This window comes from Pseudomonas sp. SIMBA_068 (genome assembly GCF_046534705.1).
Taxonomy (GTDB): domain Bacteria; phylum Pseudomonadota; class Gammaproteobacteria; order Pseudomonadales; family Pseudomonadaceae; genus Aquipseudomonas; species Aquipseudomonas putida.
In genome coordinates, this window is sequence record NZ_JAWRYI010000001.1 from 161,326 (window position 1) to 182,809 (window position 21,484).

The 21,484-nt window shown below is 63.4% G+C and carries 24 protein-coding genes; 5 read left to right on the top strand and 19 right to left on the bottom strand.

Annotated features, from left to right (window positions below; all coding sequences use genetic code 11):
• Positions 1-53 precede the first annotated feature (53 nt).
• Both SB756_RS00760 and recR read left to right on the top strand, forming a co-directional pair.
• Positions 54-389, top strand: coding sequence for a YbaB/EbfC family nucleoid-associated protein (locus SB756_RS00760; protein ID WP_041167979.1), 336 nt, complete (start codon positions 54-56; stop codon positions 387-389).
• A 268-nt stretch (positions 390-657) separates the two neighbouring features.
• Positions 658-1,260: a recombination mediator RecR gene (gene recR, locus SB756_RS00765; protein ID WP_016498636.1), complete on the top strand. Its 603-nt coding sequence runs from the start codon at positions 658-660 to the stop codon at positions 1,258-1,260.
• A 61-nt stretch (positions 1,261-1,321) separates the two neighbouring features.
• On the opposite strand, the gene SB756_RS00770 is transcribed toward recR, so the two are convergent.
• The 16 genes from SB756_RS00770 to ccoN (SB756_RS00845) all read right to left on the bottom strand — a co-directional run bounded on the left by SB756_RS00770 (position 1,322) and on the right by ccoN (SB756_RS00845) (position 16,952).
• Positions 1,322-1,870, bottom strand: coding sequence for an adenine phosphoribosyltransferase (locus tag SB756_RS00770; RefSeq protein WP_019473383.1), 549 nt, complete (start codon positions 1,868-1,870; stop codon positions 1,322-1,324).
• Positions 1,871-1,925: 55 nt separating this feature from the next.
• Positions 1,926-2,660: a Crp/Fnr family transcriptional regulator FnrA gene (gene fnrA, locus SB756_RS00775; protein ID WP_012273416.1), complete on the bottom strand. Its 735-nt coding sequence runs from the start codon at positions 2,658-2,660 to the stop codon at positions 1,926-1,928.
• A 186-nt stretch (positions 2,661-2,846) separates the two neighbouring features.
• On the bottom strand, positions 2,847-4,229 hold the full coding sequence (hemN, locus tag SB756_RS00780) for an oxygen-independent coproporphyrinogen III oxidase (RefSeq protein WP_410909985.1): 1,383 nt from the start codon (positions 4,227-4,229) through the stop codon (positions 2,847-2,849).
• 105 nt (positions 4,230-4,334) lie between these two features.
• Positions 4,335-5,018: a sulfite exporter TauE/SafE family protein gene (locus SB756_RS00785; protein ID WP_016498639.1), complete on the bottom strand. Its 684-nt coding sequence runs from the start codon at positions 5,016-5,018 to the stop codon at positions 4,335-4,337.
• Positions 5,011-5,226 (bottom strand): cbb3-type cytochrome oxidase assembly protein CcoS, encoded by a 216-nt coding sequence (gene ccoS, locus SB756_RS00790; RefSeq protein ID WP_016498640.1) that lies wholly within the window; start codon positions 5,224-5,226, stop codon positions 5,011-5,013. Before ccoS ends, SB756_RS00785 begins: the two co-directional genes overlap by 8 nt.
• Entirely contained in the window at positions 5,205-7,679 is a 2,475-nt protein-coding gene (locus SB756_RS00795) for a heavy metal translocating P-type ATPase (protein ID WP_341796376.1), read from the bottom strand. The genes ccoS and SB756_RS00795 overlap by 22 nt, the downstream gene beginning before the upstream one ends.
• Positions 7,680-7,818: 139 nt before the next feature.
• On the bottom strand, positions 7,819-8,349 hold the full coding sequence (locus tag SB756_RS00800; RefSeq protein ID WP_341796375.1) for a FixH family protein: 531 nt from the start codon (positions 8,347-8,349) through the stop codon (positions 7,819-7,821).
• Between the two features lie 15 nt (positions 8,350-8,364).
• The gene (gene ccoG, locus SB756_RS00805) at positions 8,365-9,780 is read right to left on the bottom strand and encodes a cytochrome c oxidase accessory protein CcoG (RefSeq protein ID WP_063423132.1); all 1,416 of its coding nucleotides are present in this window, start codon (positions 9,778-9,780) and stop codon (positions 8,365-8,367) included.
• A gap of 308 nt (positions 9,781-10,088) precedes the next feature.
• The gene (gene ccoP, locus SB756_RS00810; RefSeq protein ID WP_016498644.1) at positions 10,089-11,069 is read right to left on the bottom strand and encodes a cytochrome-c oxidase, cbb3-type subunit III; all 981 of its coding nucleotides are present in this window, start codon (positions 11,067-11,069) and stop codon (positions 10,089-10,091) included.
• Positions 11,066-11,257, bottom strand: coding sequence for a CcoQ/FixQ family Cbb3-type cytochrome c oxidase assembly chaperone (locus SB756_RS00815; RefSeq protein ID WP_024718181.1), 192 nt, complete (start codon positions 11,255-11,257; stop codon positions 11,066-11,068). Before SB756_RS00815 ends, ccoP (SB756_RS00810) begins: the two co-directional genes overlap by 4 nt.
• Positions 11,258-11,262: 5 nt before the next feature.
• Positions 11,263-11,871: a cytochrome-c oxidase, cbb3-type subunit II gene (ccoO, locus tag SB756_RS00820; protein ID WP_341796374.1), complete on the bottom strand. Its 609-nt coding sequence runs from the start codon at positions 11,869-11,871 to the stop codon at positions 11,263-11,265.
• Entirely contained in the window at positions 11,871-13,313 is a 1,443-nt protein-coding gene (gene ccoN, locus SB756_RS00825; protein ID WP_016498645.1) for a cytochrome-c oxidase, cbb3-type subunit I, read from the bottom strand. The genes ccoO (SB756_RS00820) and ccoN (SB756_RS00825) overlap by 1 nt, the downstream gene beginning before the upstream one ends.
• Before the next feature lie 445 nt (positions 13,314-13,758).
• Positions 13,759-14,700, bottom strand: coding sequence for a cytochrome-c oxidase, cbb3-type subunit III (gene ccoP / locus SB756_RS00830; protein ID WP_410909986.1), 942 nt, complete (start codon positions 14,698-14,700; stop codon positions 13,759-13,761).
• Entirely contained in the window at positions 14,697-14,900 is a 204-nt protein-coding gene (locus tag SB756_RS00835; RefSeq protein WP_016498647.1) for a cbb3-type cytochrome oxidase subunit 3, read from the bottom strand. The genes ccoP (SB756_RS00830) and SB756_RS00835 overlap by 4 nt, the downstream gene beginning before the upstream one ends.
• Before the next feature lie 5 nt (positions 14,901-14,905).
• On the bottom strand, positions 14,906-15,514 hold the full coding sequence (ccoO, locus tag SB756_RS00840) for a cytochrome-c oxidase, cbb3-type subunit II (protein ID WP_016498648.1): 609 nt from the start codon (positions 15,512-15,514) through the stop codon (positions 14,906-14,908).
• A 13-nt stretch (positions 15,515-15,527) separates the two neighbouring features.
• The gene (gene ccoN / locus SB756_RS00845) at positions 15,528-16,952 is read right to left on the bottom strand and encodes a cytochrome-c oxidase, cbb3-type subunit I (RefSeq protein ID WP_016498649.1); all 1,425 of its coding nucleotides are present in this window, start codon (positions 16,950-16,952) and stop codon (positions 15,528-15,530) included.
• A 50-nt stretch (positions 16,953-17,002) separates the two neighbouring features.
• Here ccoN (SB756_RS00845) and SB756_RS00850 point away from each other — a divergent pair, with 50 nt between their 5' ends.
• The gene (locus tag SB756_RS00850) at positions 17,003-17,695 is read left to right on the top strand and encodes an alpha/beta family hydrolase (RefSeq protein ID WP_063423129.1); all 693 of its coding nucleotides are present in this window, start codon (positions 17,003-17,005) and stop codon (positions 17,693-17,695) included.
• Between the two features lie 51 nt (positions 17,696-17,746).
• Here SB756_RS00850 and SB756_RS00855 read toward each other — a convergent pair whose 3' ends face one another.
• Complete coding sequence (locus SB756_RS00855) at positions 17,747-18,031, bottom strand: pyrimidine/purine nucleoside phosphorylase (protein ID WP_016498651.1); 285 nt, start codon at positions 18,029-18,031, stop codon at positions 17,747-17,749.
• Between the two features lie 73 nt (positions 18,032-18,104).
• Positions 18,105-18,656: an exonuclease domain-containing protein gene (locus SB756_RS00860; RefSeq protein ID WP_341796371.1), complete on the bottom strand. Its 552-nt coding sequence runs from the start codon at positions 18,654-18,656 to the stop codon at positions 18,105-18,107.
• A 171-nt stretch (positions 18,657-18,827) separates the two neighbouring features.
• On the opposite strand from SB756_RS00860, the gene SB756_RS00865 reads away from it, so the two are divergent.
• Positions 18,828-19,628, top strand: coding sequence for a substrate-binding periplasmic protein (locus SB756_RS00865; protein WP_049275066.1), 801 nt, complete (start codon positions 18,828-18,830; stop codon positions 19,626-19,628).
• A 63-nt stretch (positions 19,629-19,691) separates the two neighbouring features.
• Positions 19,692-20,705 carry a GNAT family N-acetyltransferase gene (locus SB756_RS00870; protein WP_410909987.1) on the top strand — a complete coding sequence of 338 codons (1,014 nt, stop codon included), beginning with the start codon at positions 19,692-19,694 and terminating at the stop codon, positions 20,703-20,705.
• Between the two features lie 167 nt (positions 20,706-20,872).
• Here SB756_RS00870 and SB756_RS00875 read toward each other — a convergent pair whose 3' ends face one another.
• Positions 20,873-21,403, bottom strand: a complete 531-nt coding sequence (locus SB756_RS00875) for an RNA polymerase factor sigma-70 (protein WP_341796368.1) — start codon at positions 21,401-21,403, stop codon at positions 20,873-20,875.
• Between the last annotated feature and the right edge of the window lie 81 nt (positions 21,404-21,484).

Genomic DNA, 21,484 nt, shown 5'->3' on the forward strand with positions numbered 1-21,484 from the left:
TGCGGCTGGCCCTGCGCCGGGCCGCATCACATGACCCAATCGAGGTATACCCCATGATGAAAGGTGGCATGGCCGGCCTGATGAAGCAGGCCCAGCAGATGCAGGAAAAAATGCAGAAAATGCAGGAAGAGCTGGCCAACGCCGAAGTCACCGGCCAGTCTGGTGGCGGCCTGGTGAGCGTGGTGATGACCGGTCGTCACGACGTCAAGCGCGTCAGCATCGACCAAAGCCTGATGTCGACTGACGAGGACGACAAGGAAGTGCTGGAAGACCTGATTGCCGCCGCGCTGAACGATGCCGTGCGCAAGATCGAGCAGAGCAGCCAGGACAAGATGGGCGGCATGACCGCCGGCATGCAACTGCCACCGGGCTTCAAGATGCCGTTCTAAGGGCATTGCGATACCGGAAACCGCCGCTGATATCAGCGGCGGTTTTTTTTGCCCAGATTTCAACCCAGGCGCGGTCTGCTTTCATGTGGGAGCAACGGTTTTGCTCAAACTTTGAAATTTTGCACGATAACTGTGGGAGCTTTCCAGTTTTGTGCAAGGCAGTTGCTCTCACATAACTGCAGGCCGCGTAGACTTGGGATGACGTGATTTGACGCCACTGCCCACGCTGGGTATAAACCGCCTCTTATTGATTTGTCAGGCCATCCCCATGAGCTTCAGCCCCCTCATCCGCCAACTGATCGACGGCCTGCGCATCCTGCCAGGTGTCGGTCAGAAAACCGCCCAGCGCATGGCCTTGCAACTGCTCGAGCGTGACCGCAGCGGGGGCTTGCGCCTGGCGCAGGCCCTTACCCAGGCCATGGAAGGGGTGGGCCATTGCCGGCAGTGCCGCACCCTGACCGAGCAAGAGCTGTGCCCGCAATGCGCCGACACGCGCCGTGACGACACCCAGCTGTGCGTGGTCGAGGGGCCGACCGATGTGTATGCGGTGGAGCAGACGGGCTACCGTGGCCGCTACTTTGTGCTCAAGGGGCACCTGTCGCCGCTGGACGGCCTGGGGCCGGAGGCCATTGGCATTCCGCAGCTGATGGCGCGCATCGAGGAGCAGGGCACCTTCACCGAGGTGATCCTGGCGACCAACCCGACGGTGGAAGGGGAGGCGACGGCGCATTACATCGCGCAGTTGCTGAGCGAGAAGGGGCTGATGGCGTCGCGGATTGCCCATGGCGTGCCGTTGGGCGGCGAGCTGGAGATGGTGGATGGCGGGACCTTGGCCCATGCCTTTGCAGGGCGCCGGCCAATTTCGCTCTGACTTGGTCAATTTCGCTCTGACTTGGTATTGAGGGGGCTGCAAAGCAGCCCCAAAAGCCAACTCAGTATTCGCTGAGGGTAAACTCGGTCAGGCAGAAGGTTGGCACACCCGCGGCCTGAAGCCGGCGCGACCCCTCCAGTTCCGGCAGATCAATGATAGCCGCCGCCTCGAACACCTGCGCCCCGGTGCGGCGCACCAGGTTGGCCGCCGCCAGCAGCGTACCGCCCGTGGCAATCAGGTCATCGAAGATCAGCACCGAATCGCCTTCGCACAGGCTGTCGGCATGCACTTCCAGGAAGGCTTCGCCGTACTCGGTCTGGTAACCCTCGCTCAGCACGTCAGCCGGCAGCTTGCCCTGCTTGCGGAACAGGATCAGCGGCTTGTTCAGCTGGTGGGCGATGATCGAGCCAATCAAAAAGCCCCGCGCGTCCATGGCACCAATGTGGCTGAACTCAGCCTCGACATAGCGCTCGATGAACTGGTCGGCCACATAGCGCAGCCCGCGCGGCGATTGGAACAGCGGGGTGATGTCGCGGAAGATCACGCCCGGTTTGGGGAAGTCCACTACCGGGCGGATCAGGGCTTTGAGGTCGAAGGCGTCGCTGTGCATTGGTGCGGGTATCCTGGGAAAACGAATGCCCAAGTATACCCGCTAAACGCAGGCCTCAGGCTTCGATTGCGCCACCGGCCAGCGCGCACAGCTGGATCGGGTCAAGGATGTGCACTTCCTTGCCTTCGGCGCGCAGCAGGCCGTTCTGCTGGAAGCGGGTGAACACCCGCGACACGGTTTCCACTGCCAGGCCCAGGTAGTTGCCGATTTCGTTGCGCGACATGCTCAGGCGGAACTGGTTGGCCGAATAGCCGCGGGCGCGGAAGCGCGCCGACAGGTTGACCAGGAAGGTGGCAATGCGCTCGTCGGCAGTCTTCTTCGACAGCAGCAGCATCATTTGCTGGTCGTCGCGGATTTCCCGGCTCATCACCCGCATCAGCTGGCGACGTAGCTGCGGCAGTTGTACCGACAGCTCGTCAAGCCGCTCGAAGGGGATTTCGCACACCGACGTGGTTTCCTGAGCCTGGGCCGACACCGGGTAAGCTTCTGTGTCCATGCCCGACAGGCCGACCAGCTCGCTGGGCAGGTGGAAGCCGGTGATCTGCTCTTCGCCGCTGTCGCTGAGGCTGAAAGTTTTCAGGGCACCGGAACGTACGGCGTAGACCGAGCCGAAATTGTCACCCTGGCGGAACAGGAACTCGCCTTTTTTCAGCGGCCGGCCACGCTTGACGATTTCATCCAGTGCATCCATGTCTTCCAGGTTCAGCGAAAGAGGCAGGCACAGGGGGGCCAGGCTGCAATCCTTGCAATGGGCCTGGTTGTGTGGGCGCAGTTTGACTGGCTCGGACATTTGAATCGATCCTTGTGGGAAAGCACACATAAGTCGTAAGGGTAACCCACGACACAGGGTGTAGGCCAGCATGCGCGTTGATGGTGCGCCCTGGCGAAACCCCGGCAGACCTCCTGCCGGGAGTCCTTGTGTGCCCATACTGTGCCTGGCAAGGAAGCTTGTCCATGCGGTTGAACGACTCGGTTTTCAGATAACCCGCGAGAAGCGCTGGCGGTTGTGCATCGCCAGGTAGGCGTCGAACACCATGCATACCGAGCGCGCCAGCAGGCGGCCGGCCGGCAGGATGCGGATGCCCTTGGCATCCAGGCTGATCAGGCCGTCGCGCTGCAAGGTCAGCAGCTCTGGCCAGAGGTCGTTGAAGTAACCGCGAAAATCGATGGTGAAGGCCTGTTCGATGGGTTCGAATGCCAGCTCGAAATGGCAGATCAGCTGCTGGATCACCGCGCGGCGTATCCGGTCGTCGTGGTTGCACACCAGGCCGCGCTGGGTGGCCAGCTGGGCGTTGGACAGGCTCTCCTGGTAGGTATTGAGGTCGCTGCTGTTCTGGCAGTACAGGTCACCGATCTGGCTGATGGCCGACACCCCCAGGCCAATCAGGTCGCAGTGCCCGTGCGTGGTGTAGCCCTGGAAGTTGCGCTGCAGGGTGCCTTCTTCCTGAGCGACGGCCAGTTCGTCGTCGGGCAGGGCGAAGTGGTCCATGCCGATGTAGCGGTAGCCGGCGGCGGTCAACTGGTCGATGGTAGCGTGCAGCATCTCCAGCTTGGCGGCCGGGCTGGGCAGGTCGTTGTTGTCGATGCGCCGCTGGGGCATGAAGCGCTCGGGCAGGTGGGCGTAGTTGAACACCGACAGGCGGTCGGGCTGCAGGCGGATCACTTCTTCGACGGTGCGCGCAAAGCCTTCCGGGGTTTGCTTGGGCAGGCCGTAGATCAGGTCCAGGTTGACCGAGCGGAACTGCAGGGTGCGCGCAGCTTCTATCAGTGTGCGGGTCTGTTCCAGGCTCTGCAGGCGGTTGACCGCACGCTGCACGGCCGGGTCGAGGTCCTGCACGCCCAGGCTGACGCGGTTGAAGCCCAGCTCACGGAGCAGGCCCATGGTCGACCAGTCAGCCTCGCGGGGGTCGATCTCGATGCCGTAGTCGCCGGAGTCATCGTCCAGCAGGTGGAAATGCTGGCGCAGGGTGGCCATCAGCTGGCGCAGTTCCACATGGCTGAGGAAGGTTGGCGTGCCGCCGCCGAAATGCAGCTGTTCAACCCGTTGCTTGGGCCCCAGGTGGCAGGCGATCAGCTGGATTTCCTGCTCCAGGCGCTGCAGGTACGGCGCGGCGCGGGCACGGTCCTTGGTGATGACCTTGTTGCAGGCGCAGTAGTAGCAGATGTTGGCGCAAAACGGCACGTGCACGTACAACGACAGCGGGCGCACGGCACGACGGCTCTCGCGCAGGGCGTGGAGCAGGTCGAACGAGCCCACCTCGCTGTGCAGTTGCACGGCGGTTGGGTAGGAGGTGTAGCGTGGCCCGGCCAGATCGTAGCGGCGGATCAGGTCGGTATCCCAACGAAGGTCGTCGAGCATGAGGGCGGTCCCCGGAAAGAGCAGCAGTGTTCCGGAGTCTATGGCTGTCTGTAGGGATGGGTGTTGATTTGCATCAAGGGCATTGGGGCCGCGGAGAGGCCCCCGTCAATGCCCCATCAACCAGTGCTGGTGTGGGCCCGGCATGGTCCAGATACCGAATAGCATCACTAGCACACCGCCCGCCACCCGCACGCTCCGTCGCCGCAACAGGGCGTTTACCCGTTCGGCCGCCAGCCCGGTGGCCAGCAGCACCGGCCAGGTTCCAAGCCCGAACGCCAGCATCAACGCCGCGCTGTACCCGGCGTTGCCTTGGCTGGCTGCCCACAGCAGGGTGCTGTACACCAACCCGCAGGGCAGCCAGCCCCACAGGGCGCCCAGCAGCAATGCCCGGGGCAGGCTGGACACCGGCAGCAAGCGCGACGCCAGCGGCTGGATATGCCGCCACAGCCCGCGCCCCAAGGCTTCGATACGGGTCAGGCCGCTCCACCAGCCGGCCAGGTACAGCCCCATGGCGATCAACAGCAGCGCAGCCACCACCCGCAGCGCCAATGCTGCCGGGCTGCTGGCCACGGCCCAGCCGGCCAGGCCCAGCAACAGGCCGGCGCTGGCATAACTGAGAATGCGCCCAAGGTTGTACGCCAGCAGCAGGCGCAAGCGCCGGCCACGCTGCTCTGGCGGGATGGCCAGGGTCAGCGCGCCCATCAGGCCGCCGCACATGCCCAGGCAGTGGCCGCCGCCAAGCAGGCCAAGGACCAGTGCCGAGCCAAGCAGGGGAAGCAGATCAGGCACGGGGTGGTGGTTCCTTGTCGGCGTCGGCCGGGGTGTCGTCAGGCTTCACCGCAGCCTGGTGGCGCGGGTCCTGGTCGTCGAACAGAATGCTGTGGGCGGGGCCTTCGAGGTCGTCGTACTGGCCGCTGTCCACCGCCCAGAAGAAGATATACACGGCAACGCCGACCAGCAGCAGGGCTGCGGGGATCATGACATAGAGGGCGGGCATGGCGACTTCCTCCCGGGCAGGGGTGCTTCGGTTTTCGGCAGGCTCGATGCCATCGGCATGCGGGTAAGGCGCAGGGCATTGAGCACCACGATCAGCGAGCTGACCGACATGCCGATGGCGGCCCACACCGGGGTGATCCAGCCGAGCGCGGCAAACGGCAACATCAGGCCATTATACAAGGTGGCCCACAGCAGGTTCTCGAGGATGTTGCGGCGGGTGCGGCGGGCCAGGTCGAAGGCCTGCACCAGGGCTGGCAGGCGGTTGGACAGCAGCACGGCGTCGGCGCTGGTCTTGGCAAGGTCGGTGGCGCTGCCCATGGCGATGCTGATGTCGGCGGCGGCCAGCACAGGCACGTCGTTGACCCCGTCGCCGAGCATCAGCACCTTGCGCCCGGCCGCCTGCAGCGCCTTCAGCCGGTCCAGCTTGTCGTCCGGGCGCAGGCCACCAATGGCCTGGTCGATGCCCAGTTGCGCGGCCACTTCGGCGACCATCGGCGAACTGTCGCCCGACAGCAGCAGCGTGCGCCAGCCTCGCGCCTTGCAGGCGGCGAGCAGGGCCGGGGCGTCCTCGCGCAGGCGGTCGTCCAGGCCAAACCAGGCCAGCGGCCCCTGGCGGTCACCCAGTAGCAGCCACTGGCCGCGGGGCTCCGGCACGCCGGGGATCTCCGCACCGCTCAGGGCGCAGACGAAGGTGGCCTGGCCGATACGCAGGCGTTGGCCGTCGACCAGCCCTTCCAGGCCCAGGCCTGGCACGGTCTGTACATCGTCGGCGGGTATCGCGTTACGGCCGAATGCGCGGGCGATGGGGTGTTCGGAGCGGTTTTCCAGGGCGGCGGCCAGGGCCAGGCAGCGGTCAGCGGGTACGCTGCCGAGCGGGCGGATGCTGCGCAAAGTCAGGCGGCCTTCGGTCAGTGTGCCGGTTTTGTCGAAGATTACCGTGTCGATCTGGTTAAGGCCTTCGAGGACATGGCCGCGGGTTATCAGCAGGCCTAGCTTGTGCAGGGTGCCGGTGGCGGCAGTCAGTGCCGTAGGCGTGGCCAGGGACAGCGCGCAGGGGCAGGTGGCTACCAGCATGGCCAGCACGATCCAGAACGCCCGTGCAGGGTCCAGGTACCACCACCACAGGCCGATGGCCATGGCAGCCACCAGCGAGAACAGCAGAAACCACTGCGAGGCCCGGTCGGCGATTTCGGCCAGGCGCGGTTTTTCGGTCTGGGCGCGTTCCAGCAGGCGGACGATGGCCGAGAGCCTGGAATCGTGGCCGAGGGCTTCGACTTCCACGTTCAGGGTGCTTTCGACATTCAGCGTACCGCCGGTGACCCGCTCGCCCACGCGGCGCGGTTGCGGCAGGTATTCGCCGGTCAGCAGCGACTCGTCGATGCTGGAGCGGCCTTCGACGATGCGCCCGTCGGCGGGGATAACCGCGCCGGGCAGCACCTGCACCGTGTCACCGCAGTGCAGCTCGCTGAGCAGAATGCGCTCGCTGCGGCCAAGGGCGTCCAGGCGCAGGCACGAGGCCGGCAGCAGGTTGACCAGCTGCGCGGTGGCCGCAGCCGTGCGTTCGCGGGCACGGCGCTCCAGGTAGCGGCCGGTGAGCAGGAACAGGGCGAACATGCCCACGGTGTCGAAATACAGCTCACCGCTGCCGGTGATCGCGGTCCAGATGCCGGCGCCGAAAGCCAGGGCGATGGCCAGTGACACCGAAACGTCCATGGTCAGGTGGCGTGTGCGCAGGTCGCGTGCTGCGCCTTTGAAGAACGGCGCGCAGCTGTAGAAGACGATGGGGATGGTCAGGAACAGGGCCACCCAGCGCAGGATGGTGTGCAGTTCCGGTGACAGGTCGATGTTGAATTCCGGCCAGGTGGCCATGGTCGCCATCATTGCCTGGAACCACAGCAGCCCGGCCACGCCGAGGCGGCGCAAAGCGCTACGGTTCTCTTGGGCCAGTTGCTCGGCGGCCTTGTCGGGCTGGTAGGGGTGGGCGGCGTAACCGATCTGGCGCAACTCGGCGAGCAGGTGTGACAGCGGCAGTTGCTTGTCGTCCCAGCTCAGCAGCAGGCGGTGGTTGGACAGGTTAAGGCGCGCCTCGGCGACGCCGGGCAGGTTGCGCAGGTGCTTCTCGATCAGCCAGCCGCAGGCGGCGCAGCTGATGCCTTCGACCAGCAGGGTAGTTTCGGCCAGCTCGCCCTGGTGGCGGACGAAGGTTTGCTGCACGTCGCTGCGGTCGTACAGGGCCAGTTCGTCTTGCAACTGCCTGGGCAGGGCCTCGGGGTTGGCGCTGTTGTCACTGCGGTGCTGGTAGTAGTGCTCCAGGCCACCGGCGACGATCGACTCTGCCACCGCCTGGCAGCCGGGGCAGCAGAACTGCCGCGGCTGGCCGAGAACCACGGCGGTGAAGCGGCTGCCGGCGGGGACGGGCAGGGCGCAGTGGTAGCAGGGGGTGGGCTGGGTCATAAGGTAAGCACGACTGCTCAAGCAGAGATGAAACCCTGTGGGAGCGGGCGTGCCCGCGAAAGCGTCAGGCCTGAAAACACCTTTGCCTGAGCTACCGCATTCGCGGGCATGCCCGCTCCCACAGGGATTTGCGATGTTGCTACTGTTGGTGCTCGGCACCTTGCAGGGCTTCGTCACCCAGCTGCAAGGTCACACCATGCTCCACTTTTTCCTCTTCGAACAAGCGCCACACCTGGCCACCTTCACTGCCCAGCAGCTCGACAAAGCGGCGCCCGTCGACCTTGTCCTCCAGCTGCCCCACATAGCGCCCCGCGTCGACCCTGGTGAGCAGTACCTTGCGGTCCTTCTCCGGCTGGGTGGGCGAAATCAGGTTCAGCTCCAGGTTTTGCGGGCCACTGCTGCCAGTAAGGCGAAGGTCCACTTCGCCGGTCAACTCGTCCAGGTGCACGGCGGCCTTCAGGCTCAGTTGCTGCGCCAGCAGTTCGCGGTCCAGCGAGCGGTTGATGCCTTTGCCGGCCTCGTAGTAGTTGTCGTTCACCAGGTTGTCCGGGTTGCGCACGGCAATGCTGACCATTGTCAGGCTCAGGCACACCGAGGTGGTGAGGATGCCGATGATGATCCAGGGCCAGAGGTGCTTGTACCAAGGGCTGGCAGCGGTGGCGGCAGGCATTGTGCGTTATCTCTCTCAGCGGATCTGTGGGCCGATGAAGCGGCTCTTGGCTTCAACCTGGGCGTCGCTGTCGTCGGCGCTTTTGAGGGTGAAGGTGATTTCGTTGGTGGTCGATGGCAGTTTCTCAGGCGCGACCGACAGCTGCACCGGCAGGCTGACGATATCACCGGCAGCCACGCGGATCTCGCGCTGGCCTTCAAGCTTGAGGTCCGGCAGGCCGGCAGCGTCCAGTACGTAGACGTGGTCGCGCTGGTCCTTGTTCATCACTTTCAGGCTGTACACGTTTTCGATCCGGCCCTGGGCGTTCTCGCGGTACAGCACGCGGTCTTTGCTCACGTCGAAGCCAACCAGCGAGCGGGTGGCGAAGGCAGTCGCAAGGCCAATGATCATAACCAGCAGCACTGCGGCATAGCCGATCAGGCGTGGGCGCAGCATGTGGGTTTTCTGCCCGGACAGGTTGTGTTCGGTGGTGTAGCTGATCAGCCCCTTGGGGTAGTTCATCTTGTCCATGATGCTGTCGCAGGCATCGATGCAAGCGGCGCAACCGATACACTCGATCTGCAGGCCGTCACGGATGTCGATGCCGGTGGGGCAGACTTGAACGCACATGGTGCAGTCGATGCAGTCGCCCAGGCCCTGGGCCTTGTAGTCGGTGTCTTTTTTACGTGGCCCGCGGGTTTCACCACGGCGCGGGTCGTAGGACACGATCAGTGTGTCCTTGTCGAACATCACGCTCTGGAAGCGTGCATAGGGGCACATGTACACGCACACCTGCTCGCGCAGCCAGCCGGCGTTGCCGTAGGTGGCGAGGGTGAAGAAGCCGACCCAGAAGTAGGCCCAGCCATCGGCCTGACCGGTGAAGAATTCGATGACCAGCTCGCGGATGGGCGAGAAATAGCCGACAAAGGTCATGCCGGTGACAAAACCGATCAGCAGCCACAGGCTGTGCTTGGCAAACTTGCGCAGGAACTTGTTGCCGCTCATGGGGGCTTTGTCGAGCTTCATGCGCTGGTTGCGGTCGCCCTCCGTGACCTTTTCGCACCACATGAAAATCCACGTCCACACGCTTTGCGGGCAGGTGTAGCCGCACCACACACGGCCTGCGTACACGGTGACGAAGAACAGGCCGAAGGCGGCGACGATCAGGATGCCCGACAGCAGGATGAAGTCCTGCGGCCAGATGGTGGCGCCGAAGATGTAGAACTTGCGCTCGGGCAGGTTCCACCATACAGCCTGGTGGCCGCCCCAGTTCAGCCACACGGTGCCGAAGTACAGCAGAAACAGCACCGCACCGCCGACCATGCGCAGGCGACGGAACAGGCCGGTGAAGGCGCGGGTGTAGATTTTTTCCCGGGAGGCGTAGAGGTCGACGGAATCCTTCCCTTTGCTGGCAGGCGGGGTCACATCATGTACCGGAATTTGCTTGCTCATCATCAAGTCCCACGGCAGTGGAGAAACGCCGCGGCCAGTGCGTGCCGGCCGCAGTCTCGCGCAATCTGCTAGCGCTCTGCGGTCCATGATACGCCGCTGATGGCAGCATGGGGTCGCACTGCGACCTTTAGTCGCGTTGGGTTCGTGGTATGAATCGTGTTATGGCGGGTGTCAATTGATCCAGGTCATCCTGGGTGGCATTTGCCGGCCCTTTCGCGGGGCAAGCCCGCTCCCACAAGTAACCCATTGTTCCGGATTCGGTGGTGTACCTGTGGGAGCGGGCTTGCCCGCGAAGAGGCCAGGCCTGCTTACTCAGCCTTGGCCTGCGCCTGGTCCCGTTGCGACAGGCTGTAAACATAAGCCGCCAGCAAGTGCACTTTGTCATTACCCTGCAGCTGTTCTTGCGCCGGCATCTGCCCTTGGCGACCATAGCGAATGGTCTGCTGCAGCTGGGCAAAGCTCGAACCGTAGATGAACGCCTGTGGGTGGGTCAGGTTCGGTGCACCCATGGCTGGGGTTCCTTTGCCTTCTGGCCCGTGGCAGGCCACGCAGTTGGCGGCGAAGATCTTCTGGCCGTTCTCGGCGTCGGCCTTCGCGCCCTCAGGCAGGGTGCGGCCATCGAGCTTGCTGACTACGAAGGCAGCCACGTCGGCCACGCCCTGATCACCGATTACTTCGGCCCAGGCTGGCATCACGCCGTGGCGGCCGCCCATGATGGTGGTCTTGATGGTTTCCGGCTCGCCGCCCCAGCGCCAGTCGTTGTCGGTCAGGTTGGGGAAGCCGAAGGCGCCCTTGGCGTCGGAACCGTGGCATACCGAGCAGTTGGAAGCGAACAGCCGCGCGCCCATTTTCAGTGCCTGCGGGTCCTTGGCAACCTCTTCGATGGGCATGGCGGCGAACTTGGCGAAGATCGGCCCGAAGCGGGCGTCGGCCTTGGCCATTTCCTTTTCCCACTCGTGCACGCCGGTCCAGCCCGGCTGGCCGTTGGAAAACTCGGTCTGCTTGTCGTTATCCAGGTACGAGTAGCCCGGCAGGATGCCTTTCCAGTTGCCCAGGCCCGGGTACAGCACCAGGTAGCCGAGGGCAAAGATGATGGTGCCGACGAACAGCCAGAACCACCATTTTGGCAGCGGGTTGTCATATTCCTCGATGCCATCGAAGGCATGCCCGACGGTTTCGTCGGTGACCTCTTCGCGCTGGCCCTTGCGGGTCGACAGCAACAGCCAGGTCAACGAGAAGATGGTGCCCAGGGTCAGGACGGTAACGTACAGACTCCAGAAGGTTGTCATTGTTTTTTGCTCCCAGAAGCTTTTGCTTGCTCGACGTGCCGGGTGGCCTCGGGGTCATCCGCGAAGGGCAGTTGGGTCGCTTCGTCGAAGTCCTTTTTACGCCGTGGGTTGAACACCCACAGCGCCAGGCCCACGAAGGCCACCATCACCACGACGGTGCCCAGGCCGCGAATCATCCCGATATCCATCAGCGTCACCGTTTGCTCTTGATGATGGTGCCAAGACCTTGCAGGTACGCGACGATGGCGTCCATTTCGGTCTTGCCCTTGACCGCGTCACTCGCGCCGGCAATGTCGGCATCGGTGTACGGGGTACCGAGTGTGCGCAGCACCTCCAGCTTCTTCGCGGTGTCCTTGCCATCGAGCTTGTTCTCGACCAGCCACGGGTAGGACGGCATCTTCGATTCCGGCACCACGTTGCGCGGGTTGTAGAGGTGCGCGCGGTGCCAGTCGTCCGAGTAGCGGCCGCCAACACGGGCCAGGTCCGGCCCCGTACGCTTGGAGCCCCACAGGAACGGGTGGTCCCACACGCTCTCACCGGCCACCGAGTAGTGACCGTAGCGCTCGGTTTCGGCGCGGAACGGGCGGATCATCTGCGAATGGCAGCCTACGCAGCCCTCGCGGATGTAGATATCACGGCCTTCCACCTCCAACGCGGTGCGCGGCTTCATGCCTTCGACCGGCTTGTTGGTGACGTCCTGGAAAAACAGCGGGACGATCTGGGTCAGGCCACCGACGCTGACGGCGATGACCATGAAGAAGGCCAGCAGGCCTATGTTCTTCTCGACGGCTTCATGCTTCATCAGTGCGCTCCCACAACGACGATCTTGGCGGCTTCCTCAGCCTGTGCCGGGTTGGCGGCACGTACGGTACGGAACACGTTGTAGGCCATCAGCAGCATGCCGCTGGCGAAGAACGCACCGCCCAGGGCGCGGACGATATAGCCAGGGTGGCTGGCCTGCAGGGCTTCGACGAAGGAGTAGGTGAGGGTGCCGTCATCGTTGATGGCGCGCCACATCAGGCCTTGGGTGATGCCGTTGACCCACATCGAGGCGATGTACAGCACGGTGCCGATGGTGGCCAGCCAGAAGTGCGCGTTGATCAGGCCGATGCTGTGCATCTGCTCGCGTCCGTAGAGTTTCGGGATCATGTGGTACACGGCGCCGATCGAGATCATTGCCACCCAGCCGAGCGCGCCGGCGTGGACGTGGCCGATGGTCCAGTCGGTGTAGTGCGACAGGGAGTTCACGGTCTTGATGGCCATCATCGGGCCTTCGAAGGTGGACATGCCGTAGAACGCCAGCGAAACGACCAAGAAGCGCAGGATCGGGTCGGTGCGCAGTTTGTGCCAGGCACCGGACAGGGTCATCATGCCGTTGATCATGCCGCCCCAGCTTGGCGCCAGCAGGATGATCGACATCACCATGCCCAGCGATTGCGCCCAGTCGGGCAGGGCGGTGTAGTGCAGGTGGTGCGGGCCAGCCCAGATATACAGGGTGATCAGCGCCCAGAAGTGCACGATGGACAGGCGATACGAGTAGATCGGCCGCTCGGCCTGCTTGGGCACGAAGTAGTACATCATCCCCAGAAAGCCGGTGGTGAGGAAGAAGCCCACGGCGTTGTGGCCATACCACCACTGGATCATCGCGTCGGTGGCGCCAGCGTAGGCCGAGTACGACTTGAACAGGCTCACCGGCAGCGAGATGTGGTTGACGATGTGCAGCATCGCGGTGACCACGATGAAGGCGCCGTAGAACCAGTTGCCGACATAAATGTGCTTGGTCTTGCGCTTGACGATGGTGCCGAAGAACACCAGCCCGTAGGTGACCCAGACGATGGCCAGCAGGATCGCCAGCGGCCATTCGAGCTCGGCGTATTCCTTGGTGGTGGTGTAGCCCATCGGCAGGGTGATCAGCGCGCCGAGGATCACCGCCTGCCAACCCCAGAAGGTGAAGGCGGCCATGCTGTCGGAGATCAGCCGGGTCTGGCAGGTGCGCTGCACCACGTAGTAGCTGGTGCCGAACAGCGCACAGCCCCCGAAGGCGAAGATCACCAGGTTGGTGTGCAGCGGGCGCAGGCGGCCGAAGCTGGTCCAGGGCAGGTCCAGGTTCAGTTGCGGCCATACCAGCTGCGAGGCGATGAAGACGCCGAGGCCCATGCCAAGGATCCCCCAGACCACCGTCATGATGGCGAACTGGCGGACGACCTTATAGTTATAAGCAGTCGGACTGATTGCTGTGCTCATTCTAAGGTTCCACGGTTTTAATGTTCTTGTTGGTCGAAAAATCGGCGCCAGTATTGATAACCAGCAAGGCTACTGCAACGCAACTTTGGTACGCCGACCCGTGTCCGGGCCCGTTCACTGATGTCCCGCAGTGATCGGGTCCGGACGATTGTACACAAATAAATATTTGTAATGTGTACCGTTTTTCACCTTTTTCTGATCGATCGGTCAAGCTTTTTTTGGGGCGGCGACAGGCTATGCGCCGCGTCTGCTTCAGTCCTTTCGGAGCGAAGCCCACTGAGGCAACAAGCTTAGTTGTGTTCGGAGGGGGTGCAAGGAGGGGGTAGAGCGGGGAGAGGGGCTGCTTTGCAGCCATTCGCAGCACAAGGCTGCTCCTACAGTTGTTACGCGATCCCTGTAGGAGCAGCCTTGTGCTGCGAATGGGCCGCCAAGCGGCCCCGGGGTACTACTTGGAGGTCACCGTTTCAGCAGCGCTATCTTGCGACAGGCTATACACGTAAGCCGCCAGCAGGTGCACCTTGTCGTTGCCCTGGATATCGGCCTGCGCCGGCATCTGCCCCTGGCGACCATAACGAATGGTCTGCTGCAGCTGGGCAAAGCTCGAGCCATAGATGAACGCCTGCGGATGGGTCAGGTCGGGTGCGCCCATGGCGGGAGTGCCCTTGCCTTCAGGCCCGTGGCAGGCCACGCAGTTGGCAGCGAAGATCTCCTTGCCCTTGACCACGTCGGCCTTGCTCCCTTCAGGCAGGCTGCGACCGTCAAGGTTGGTCAGCACGAATGCGGCCACATCGGCCACGCCCTGATCACCGATCACCTCGGCCCAAGCTGGCATCACGCCATGACGGCCATTCATGATCGAAGCCTTGATGGTTTCTGCTTCGCCGCCCCAGCGCCAATCCTTGTCGGTGAGGTTGGGGAAACCGAAGGCACCCTTGGCGTCCGAGCCGTGGCACACCGAGCAGTTGGAGGCAAACAGGCGGCCGCCCATTTTCAGCGCCTGCGGGTCCTTGGCCACTTCTTCCACGGGCATGGCGGCGTACTTGGCGAAGATCGGGCCGAACCTGGCGTCAGCCTTGTCCATTTCCTTTTGCCATTCGTTGACGCCGGTCCAGCCATTTTCATAACCCGGCAGGATGCCTTTCCAGTTGCCCAGGCCCGGGTAGAGGATGAGATAGCCGACCGAGAACACCAGGGTGCCGACGAACAGCCAGAACCACCACTTGGGCAGCGGGTTGTCGTACTCCTCGATGCCGTCGAAGCTGTGGCCCATGGTCTGGTCGGTGGTGTTCTTGCTCTCGCCCTTGCGGGTGGCGAGCAGCAGCCAGGTCAGGCCGATCAGGCTACCGATGGTCAGTACGCTGATGTACGTACTCCAGAAGGTGGTCATTGCCCGTTACTCCTTGCAGCAGTCGTGGCAGCAGGTTCCTGCCCGCTAGTGGGCAGGTGGTCGTCGACGAAGGGCAGCAGGCGCGCTTCGGCGAAATCACGGTCGCGGCGGCGGTTGAATACCCACAGGGAGAGGCCGATGAAGGCGATCATCACCACCAGGGTGCCCAGGCCGCGGATCATGCCGATGTCCATTTCCATCGCACTCACCTCTTGTTCTTGATCGCGGTGCCGAGCACCTGCAGGTAGGCGACCAGTGCATCCATCTCGGTCTTGCCCTTGACCGCGTCGCGGGCGCCGGCAATGTCGTCGTCGGAATACGGCACGCCCAAGGTGCGCAAGGTGCGCATCTTGACGTCGGTGTGGCTGTTGTCGACCTGCTGGGCGACCAGCCACGGGTACGACGGCATCTTCGACTCCGGCACCACGTTGCGCGGGTTGTACAGGTGCGCGCGGTGCCAGTCGTCCGAGTAGCGGCCGCCAACACGGGCCAGGTCCGGCCCGGTGCGCTTGGAGCCCCACAGGAACGGGTGGTCCCACACGCTCTCGCCGGCCACCGAGTAGTGGCCGTAGCGCTCGGTTTCGGCGCGGAACGGGCGGATCATCTGCGAGTGGCAGCCCACGCAGCCTTCGCGGATGTAGATATCGCGGCCTTCCAGTTGCAGTGCGGTGTAGGGTTTCATGCCTTCCACCGGCTTGTTGGTGACGTCCTGGAAGAACAGCGGGACGATCTGGGTCAGGCCGCCGATACTGACGGCGAACACCATCAGCAGGGCCATCAGGCCGACGTTTTTCTCGATGACTTCATGTTTCATCAGGCGTTTCTCCTCAAGCCAACTGGGCGTTCGCAGGGGCGACGTCAAGCGCTGGCGAACGCACGGTGCGCCAGGTGTTCCAGGCCATCAGGAACATGCCGCTGAGGAAGATCGCGCCGCCGACGAAGCGCACGACAAAGCCTGGGTGGCTGGCTACCAGGGTTTCCACGAACGAATAGGTGAGCGTGCCGTCGCTGTTGACTGCGCGCCACATCAGGCCCTGGGCGATGCCGTTGACCCACATCGAGGCGATGTACAGCACGGTGCCGATGGTGGCCAGCCAGAAGTGCGCGTTGATCAGGCCAAGGCTGTACATGCGTTCCTTGCCGAACACTTTCGGGATGGTGTGGTACAGCGCACCGATCGAGATCATTGCCACCCAGCCGAGGGCGCCGGCATGCACGTGGCCGATGGTCCAGTCGGTGTAGTGGGACAAGGCGTTGACCGTCTTGATGGCCATCATCGGCCCTTCGAAGGTGGACATGCCGTAGAACGCCAGCGATACCACCAAAAAGCGCAGGATCGGGTCGCTGCGCAGTTTGTGCCAGGCGCCCGACAGGGTCATCATGCCGTTGATCATGCCGCCCCAGCTCGGTGCCAGCAGGATCAGCGACATCACCATGCCCAGCGACTGCGCCCAGTCGGGCAGGGCGGTGTAGTGCAGGTGGTGCGGGCCGGCCCAGATGTACAGGGTGATCAGCGCCCAGAAGTGCACGATCGACAGGCGATAGGAATACACCGGCCGCTCGGCCTGCTTGGGCACGTAGTAGTACATCATCCCCAGGAAGCCCGCAGTCAGGAAGAAGCCTACCGCGTTGTGGCCGTACCACCACTGCACCATGGCATCGGTGGCGCCGGCGTACACCGAGTACGACTTGGTCAGGCTGACCGGCAGCTCCAGGTTGTTGACGATGTGCAGTAACGCCACGGTGAGGATGAAGGCACCGAAGAACCAGTTACCCACGTAGATGTGCTTGGTGTTGCGCTTCATCAGCGTGCCGAAGAACACGATGGCGTAGCCCACCCAGACGATGGTGATCAGGATGTCGATCGGCCATTCCAGTTCGGCGTATTCCTTGGAGCTGGTGTAGCCCAGTGGCAGGCTGATGGCCGCCAGCAGGATCACCAGTTGCCAGCCCCAGAAGGTGAACGCGGCCAGGCGCGGTGCAAACAGGGTGGTCTGGCAGGTGCGTTGCACCGAATAATAGGAGGTGGCGAACAGCGCGCAGCCGCCGAAAGCGAAGATCACCGCATTGGTATGCAGGGGGCGCAGGCGGCCGAAGCTGGTCCAGGGGAGGTCGAAGTTGAGGGAAGGCCAGGCGAGCTGGGCGGCGATGAAGACGCCGAGCCCCATCCCGACGATTCCCCACACCACCGTCATGATGGCGAATTGGCGGACCACCTTGTAGTTATAGGCGGTACTGCTGGTTGTGTTCATGTATGGGTTCCCATCCACGGTTATTTGGCAGGCTTTACAGCGAGGCAAGCATGATTAATGGGCAAAGTGCCGGTATTGACGGGGATCAATGGGCGAAGGTCGGAAATGTCCCAGGCTTGCGCTGCGATCCTCCACAGGCTCAGGGCAAGGACGGCTACAAGGGCTGCCTGATCCTGGCCCACGGCGCAGGTGCGCCGATGGACAGCGGGTTCATGGACGAAATGGCGCAAAGGCTTGCGGCGCTTGGGGTGGCGGTAGTGCGCTTCGAGTTCCCGTACATGGCCGAGCGCAGGGTTACCGGCGGCAAACGGCCGCCGAACCCGCAGAAGGTGCTGCTGGAATGCTGGCGCGAGGTGTACCGGCAGGTGCGACCTTTGGTCGCGGGCAGGCTGGCCGTGGGTGGCAAGTCCATGGGCGGGCGCATGGCGAGCCTGTTGGCCGACGAACTGGGCGCGGATGCGCTGGTGTGCCTGGGCTATCCGTTCTATGCGGTGGGTAAACCCGAGAAACCACGTGTGGAGCACCTGGCCGGGCTGAAAACCCCGACATTGATCGTGCAGGGCGAACGGGATGCGCTGGGTAACCGCGAGGCGGTGGCGGGGTATGCGTTGTCGCCGGCAATCGAAGTGAGCTGGCTAGTGGCGGGGGACCATGACCTGAAGCCGTTGAAGGCCTCGGGGTTCAGCCATGAGCAGCATATGCAGTCGGCGGCGGAACGCGTTGCTGATTTCCTGAAGGATTAGTGCTGGATTCTTCGCGGGCATGCCCGCGAAGAGGCCGGCACAGGCCGACGCTTAGTCGCGGTACTCGCACAGGTAAGCGGTATCCACCTTCACCTGCAGCTGGAACTTGCTGTTGGCGGCAACATTGAACTTGTCGCCCGCATTGAAGGTTTCCCAGTTGTCGCTGCCTGGCAGCTTCACGGTCAGCGCGCCCGATACCACGTGCATGATCTCGCGCTTGGCAGTGCCGAACTCGTATTCGCCCGGGGCCATGACGCCGACAGTGGCCGGGCCTTCTTCGCCCGCGAATGCGATCGACTTGACGGTGCCGTTGAAGTACTCGTTGACCTGGAACATGGGCGACTCCTGAAAAGGGGGATGAAAAAGGGCTGGCCAGTATGCCCAAGCCCACAGGCCTCGTCATCTGCTTTCAGGGGCTGTTGGCGGGCAGGGTCAACGGCAATAGCCGCGCCGTGTTGCGCGCATCTTCAAGGGCCCGGTGCTGCTGCCCGCAAAAGTGCATGCCGGCCAGGTGCAGGGCACCGTTCAGGCCGGTGGGGCGCTGCAGGTGGCGGGCCTTGGCAAAGCGTTGCTTGAGGTTGATGTGCGGCAAGGTCCGTAGCAGGCTGTCGAGTCCGTGAAGCTGCCATTCCTGGTGCAGTTGCTGGCGGTCGTAGTCGCCCCAGCTGACCCAGGCCTGAATCTGCTCACGGTGGGGCCCGAGCCAGCGCTCGAAGCTTGCCCACACCTCGCGAAACGGCGCAGCGCTGTCCACATCGGCCTGGCTTATGTGCGTCAGTTCGCGGCAAAAAGGGGTCAGCTGTGGCCGCCGCCGTGGCCGCACGAAACACTGAAAGTGGTCGACCTCGCGGCCTTCGCGGGTAACCAGGCTGGCGCCGATTTCAATGACTTCCATTTCTGTTACCGGCCACCCACCCTCGTCGGTGGTGGCTTCCAGGTCGATCACCAACCAATGGCCCATACCAGGCTCCCTTGCAGATCCTGCTAGAGCGTAGCCAAACTCCGCGCATACGGCACCCCCTGGCATATTGCCGCCTGCTTTGTCACAAAGAGCGCGCACCGGCAGTTGTGCCGCTTCCGGAAAACGCCTAGCTTAAGCGGACCCAGGCATGAACCGTGATGAGCGTCCGTCTTGACTCCTGCACCCGGCCCCAAGGCCTTGTCCACCCTGATGTTGCTGGCCGTGTATTGGCTGGCGGTGCCGGCATGGGCTGCCGACGCCGTGGAGGTGAAGATTGGCGCGGCGCATTTCCCGCCCTACACGGTCCGCCCTGAACAGGGGGCCGACACCGGCCTGTTGCCGCAACTGGTCGACGCGCTCAACCGCTTGCAGCAGGGTTATCACTTCGTCCTGGTGCCCACTTCCATCCAGCGGCGTTTTGGTGACTTCCAGCAAGGCCGCACCGACATGGCGATTTTCGAGAACCCACAATGGGGCTGGGAGCAGATTGCCCACCAGACCGTCGACATGGGCCTGGAGGATGCCGAAGTGTTCGTTGCCCGCCAGGCCAATGGCAGCGACCCGCATTACTTCGACGACCTGAGTGACAAACGTTTGGCATTGTTCAACGGCTACCACTACGCGTTCGCCCGCTTCAACTCCGACCCCGACTACCTGCGCGAAGCCTACAACGCGACCCTGACCTACTCCCACGACAGCAACCTGCTGATGGTGCAGGCCGGCCGCGCCGATATCGCCCTGGTCACGCGCTCCTACCTCAGTGATTTCCTGGCGCGCAACCCGGCCAGCAAGGCGCAGCTGGTGCCTTCGCAGCGTATCGACCAGGTCTATCACCACTACGCCTTGCTGCGCCCGGGTGCCCCTATCGGCGAGCAGTCGTTTGCCGGCCTGCTGCGTGACCTGCGTGACAGCGGTGAACTGGCACGGATCTTCGAGCCCTACCGCATTACCGTCTCGGTCCCCCAAGACTAAATTCACGCACTGCGGCAACGTTCTCAACAGTGAGCCTTTTCTTCATTTTCGTGAGTCCAGCCCATGCCGTTCGATGCCGCTTCGCAGCCTCAGTCACCGCCACGCTGGCGCAGCCTCAGTGCCGAGGAGGGTGACAGCTGGCTAAGCCTCACCCTCGAAGGCCGCCCACTGATCCAGGTGCGCCTGGAGGCGGTCGCTAGCTTGCACGTCCACCTTGAGCGCGTCTGCCATGAGCGCCCCTATCAAGCCTTGTGGGCTGCCTGCTACTGGCTGCTATCCCGCGATACGGGCTGCCAGCGCCTGGTCTGGCACTTGCCCGAGGTACAGCCCCAGGCACTGGCCAGTGGCTTGCTGCTGGTGGCTGAGCAAGCTGGTCAGTACCTGTGCGAGCGGGCGCTGTTCTGGCAACTGCCACAGCCATGGCTGGGTGATGCGCTGGCCTCGGTGTACCCGCAGCAGATGCAGATCAGCAACGGCAAGCGTCACCCGCGCCGCGCGCCCAAGCCCCGTGGTGAGGTGTACCGGCGCTTCGATGCGCGCCTGGGTAGCTGGGTGTCGCTGCGCACGCTGGAGATCGAGCACGACCTGGAGCGTTTCAACCGCTGGCAGAACAACCCGCGGGTGGATGCGTTCTGGCAGGAGGGCGGCACGCTGGCGCAGCACCGCGAGTACCTGGGCAAGCTGGAGGCCGACCCGCATACCCTGACACTGATCGGCTGCTTTGATGATGAGCCGTTTGCCTACTTCGAGGCGTACTGGGCCAAGGAAGATCGCATTGCTCCGTTCTACGCGGCCGATGACTACGACCGCGGCATTCACATGCTGGTAGGGGAGGAGAACCATCGCGGGCCGCACAAGGTGACCAGCTGGCTATCGGCGCTGGTGCACTACCTGTTCCTGGATGACCCGCGTACCCAGCGGGTGGTGGCTGAGCCACGTGCCGACAACGGCAAGATGATCGGCTACATGCACGACCAGTGCTTCCATTGCGACAAAGAGTTCGACTTCCCGCACAAGCGTGCGGCGCTGATGATTCTGGGGCGGGAACGGTTCTTCGATCGCTGCAAGCTGGCTTGAGGGTTCTGGTGGCTCCTGCAGGAGATGGTGGCCTTTTGGAGGAGCAGCCTTGTGCTGCGAAGGGGTCGGCAAGACAAGCGATATGTTGTGTCGGGGAGGGACTCTTCGCAGCACAAGGCTGCTCCTACCTCGGGCCGGGGGGGGGGCTGTAGGTAGGAGCCTTGGTTTTAAACCTGCCGGTTGGCCGTCTTGCGGCAGTGCACCAGCGCATCGCGGATCATGAAGTTGACCAGTGTCGGCGACACCCCCAGCTCCTTGGCAATGTCCTTCTGCGGTACGCCATGCAGGCGGTACATCTCGAACGCATAGCGGGTACGCTGCGGCAGTTCGTTCAGCGCCTCGGCAATGTCATCCAGCGCGGCGAGGTTGATGTGGGTCGCTTCGGGCGAGGCGTTCTGGAGGACCACGTTCAGGCCTTCCTCCTCGCTGCCGGAGTACTTCAGCTCCATCGCCTGCTTACGGTAGTGGTCAATCGCCAGGTTGCGCACAATCTGGAACAGGTAGCTGAGCTGCGCCTTGAACGACGAGGTGATCTGCGGGGCGGCGTTGAGCCGAAAAAAGGCATCCTGCACCACATCTTCGGCGCGCGAGCGGCAGCCGGTGATGCGGGCGGCGATCTTGACCAGGATGCTGCGATTGTCGACGAAGGCCTGCAGTAATGGTGAATCGCACTTACTTGTGGATAGTTGTTCCGCCATGGAAATCACCTTGTCACAGAGGGGAAAGGAGGCCCCCAAGGCTGGGAAGCTTCCTACGACGTGCGACAAGCTATTCAGAAT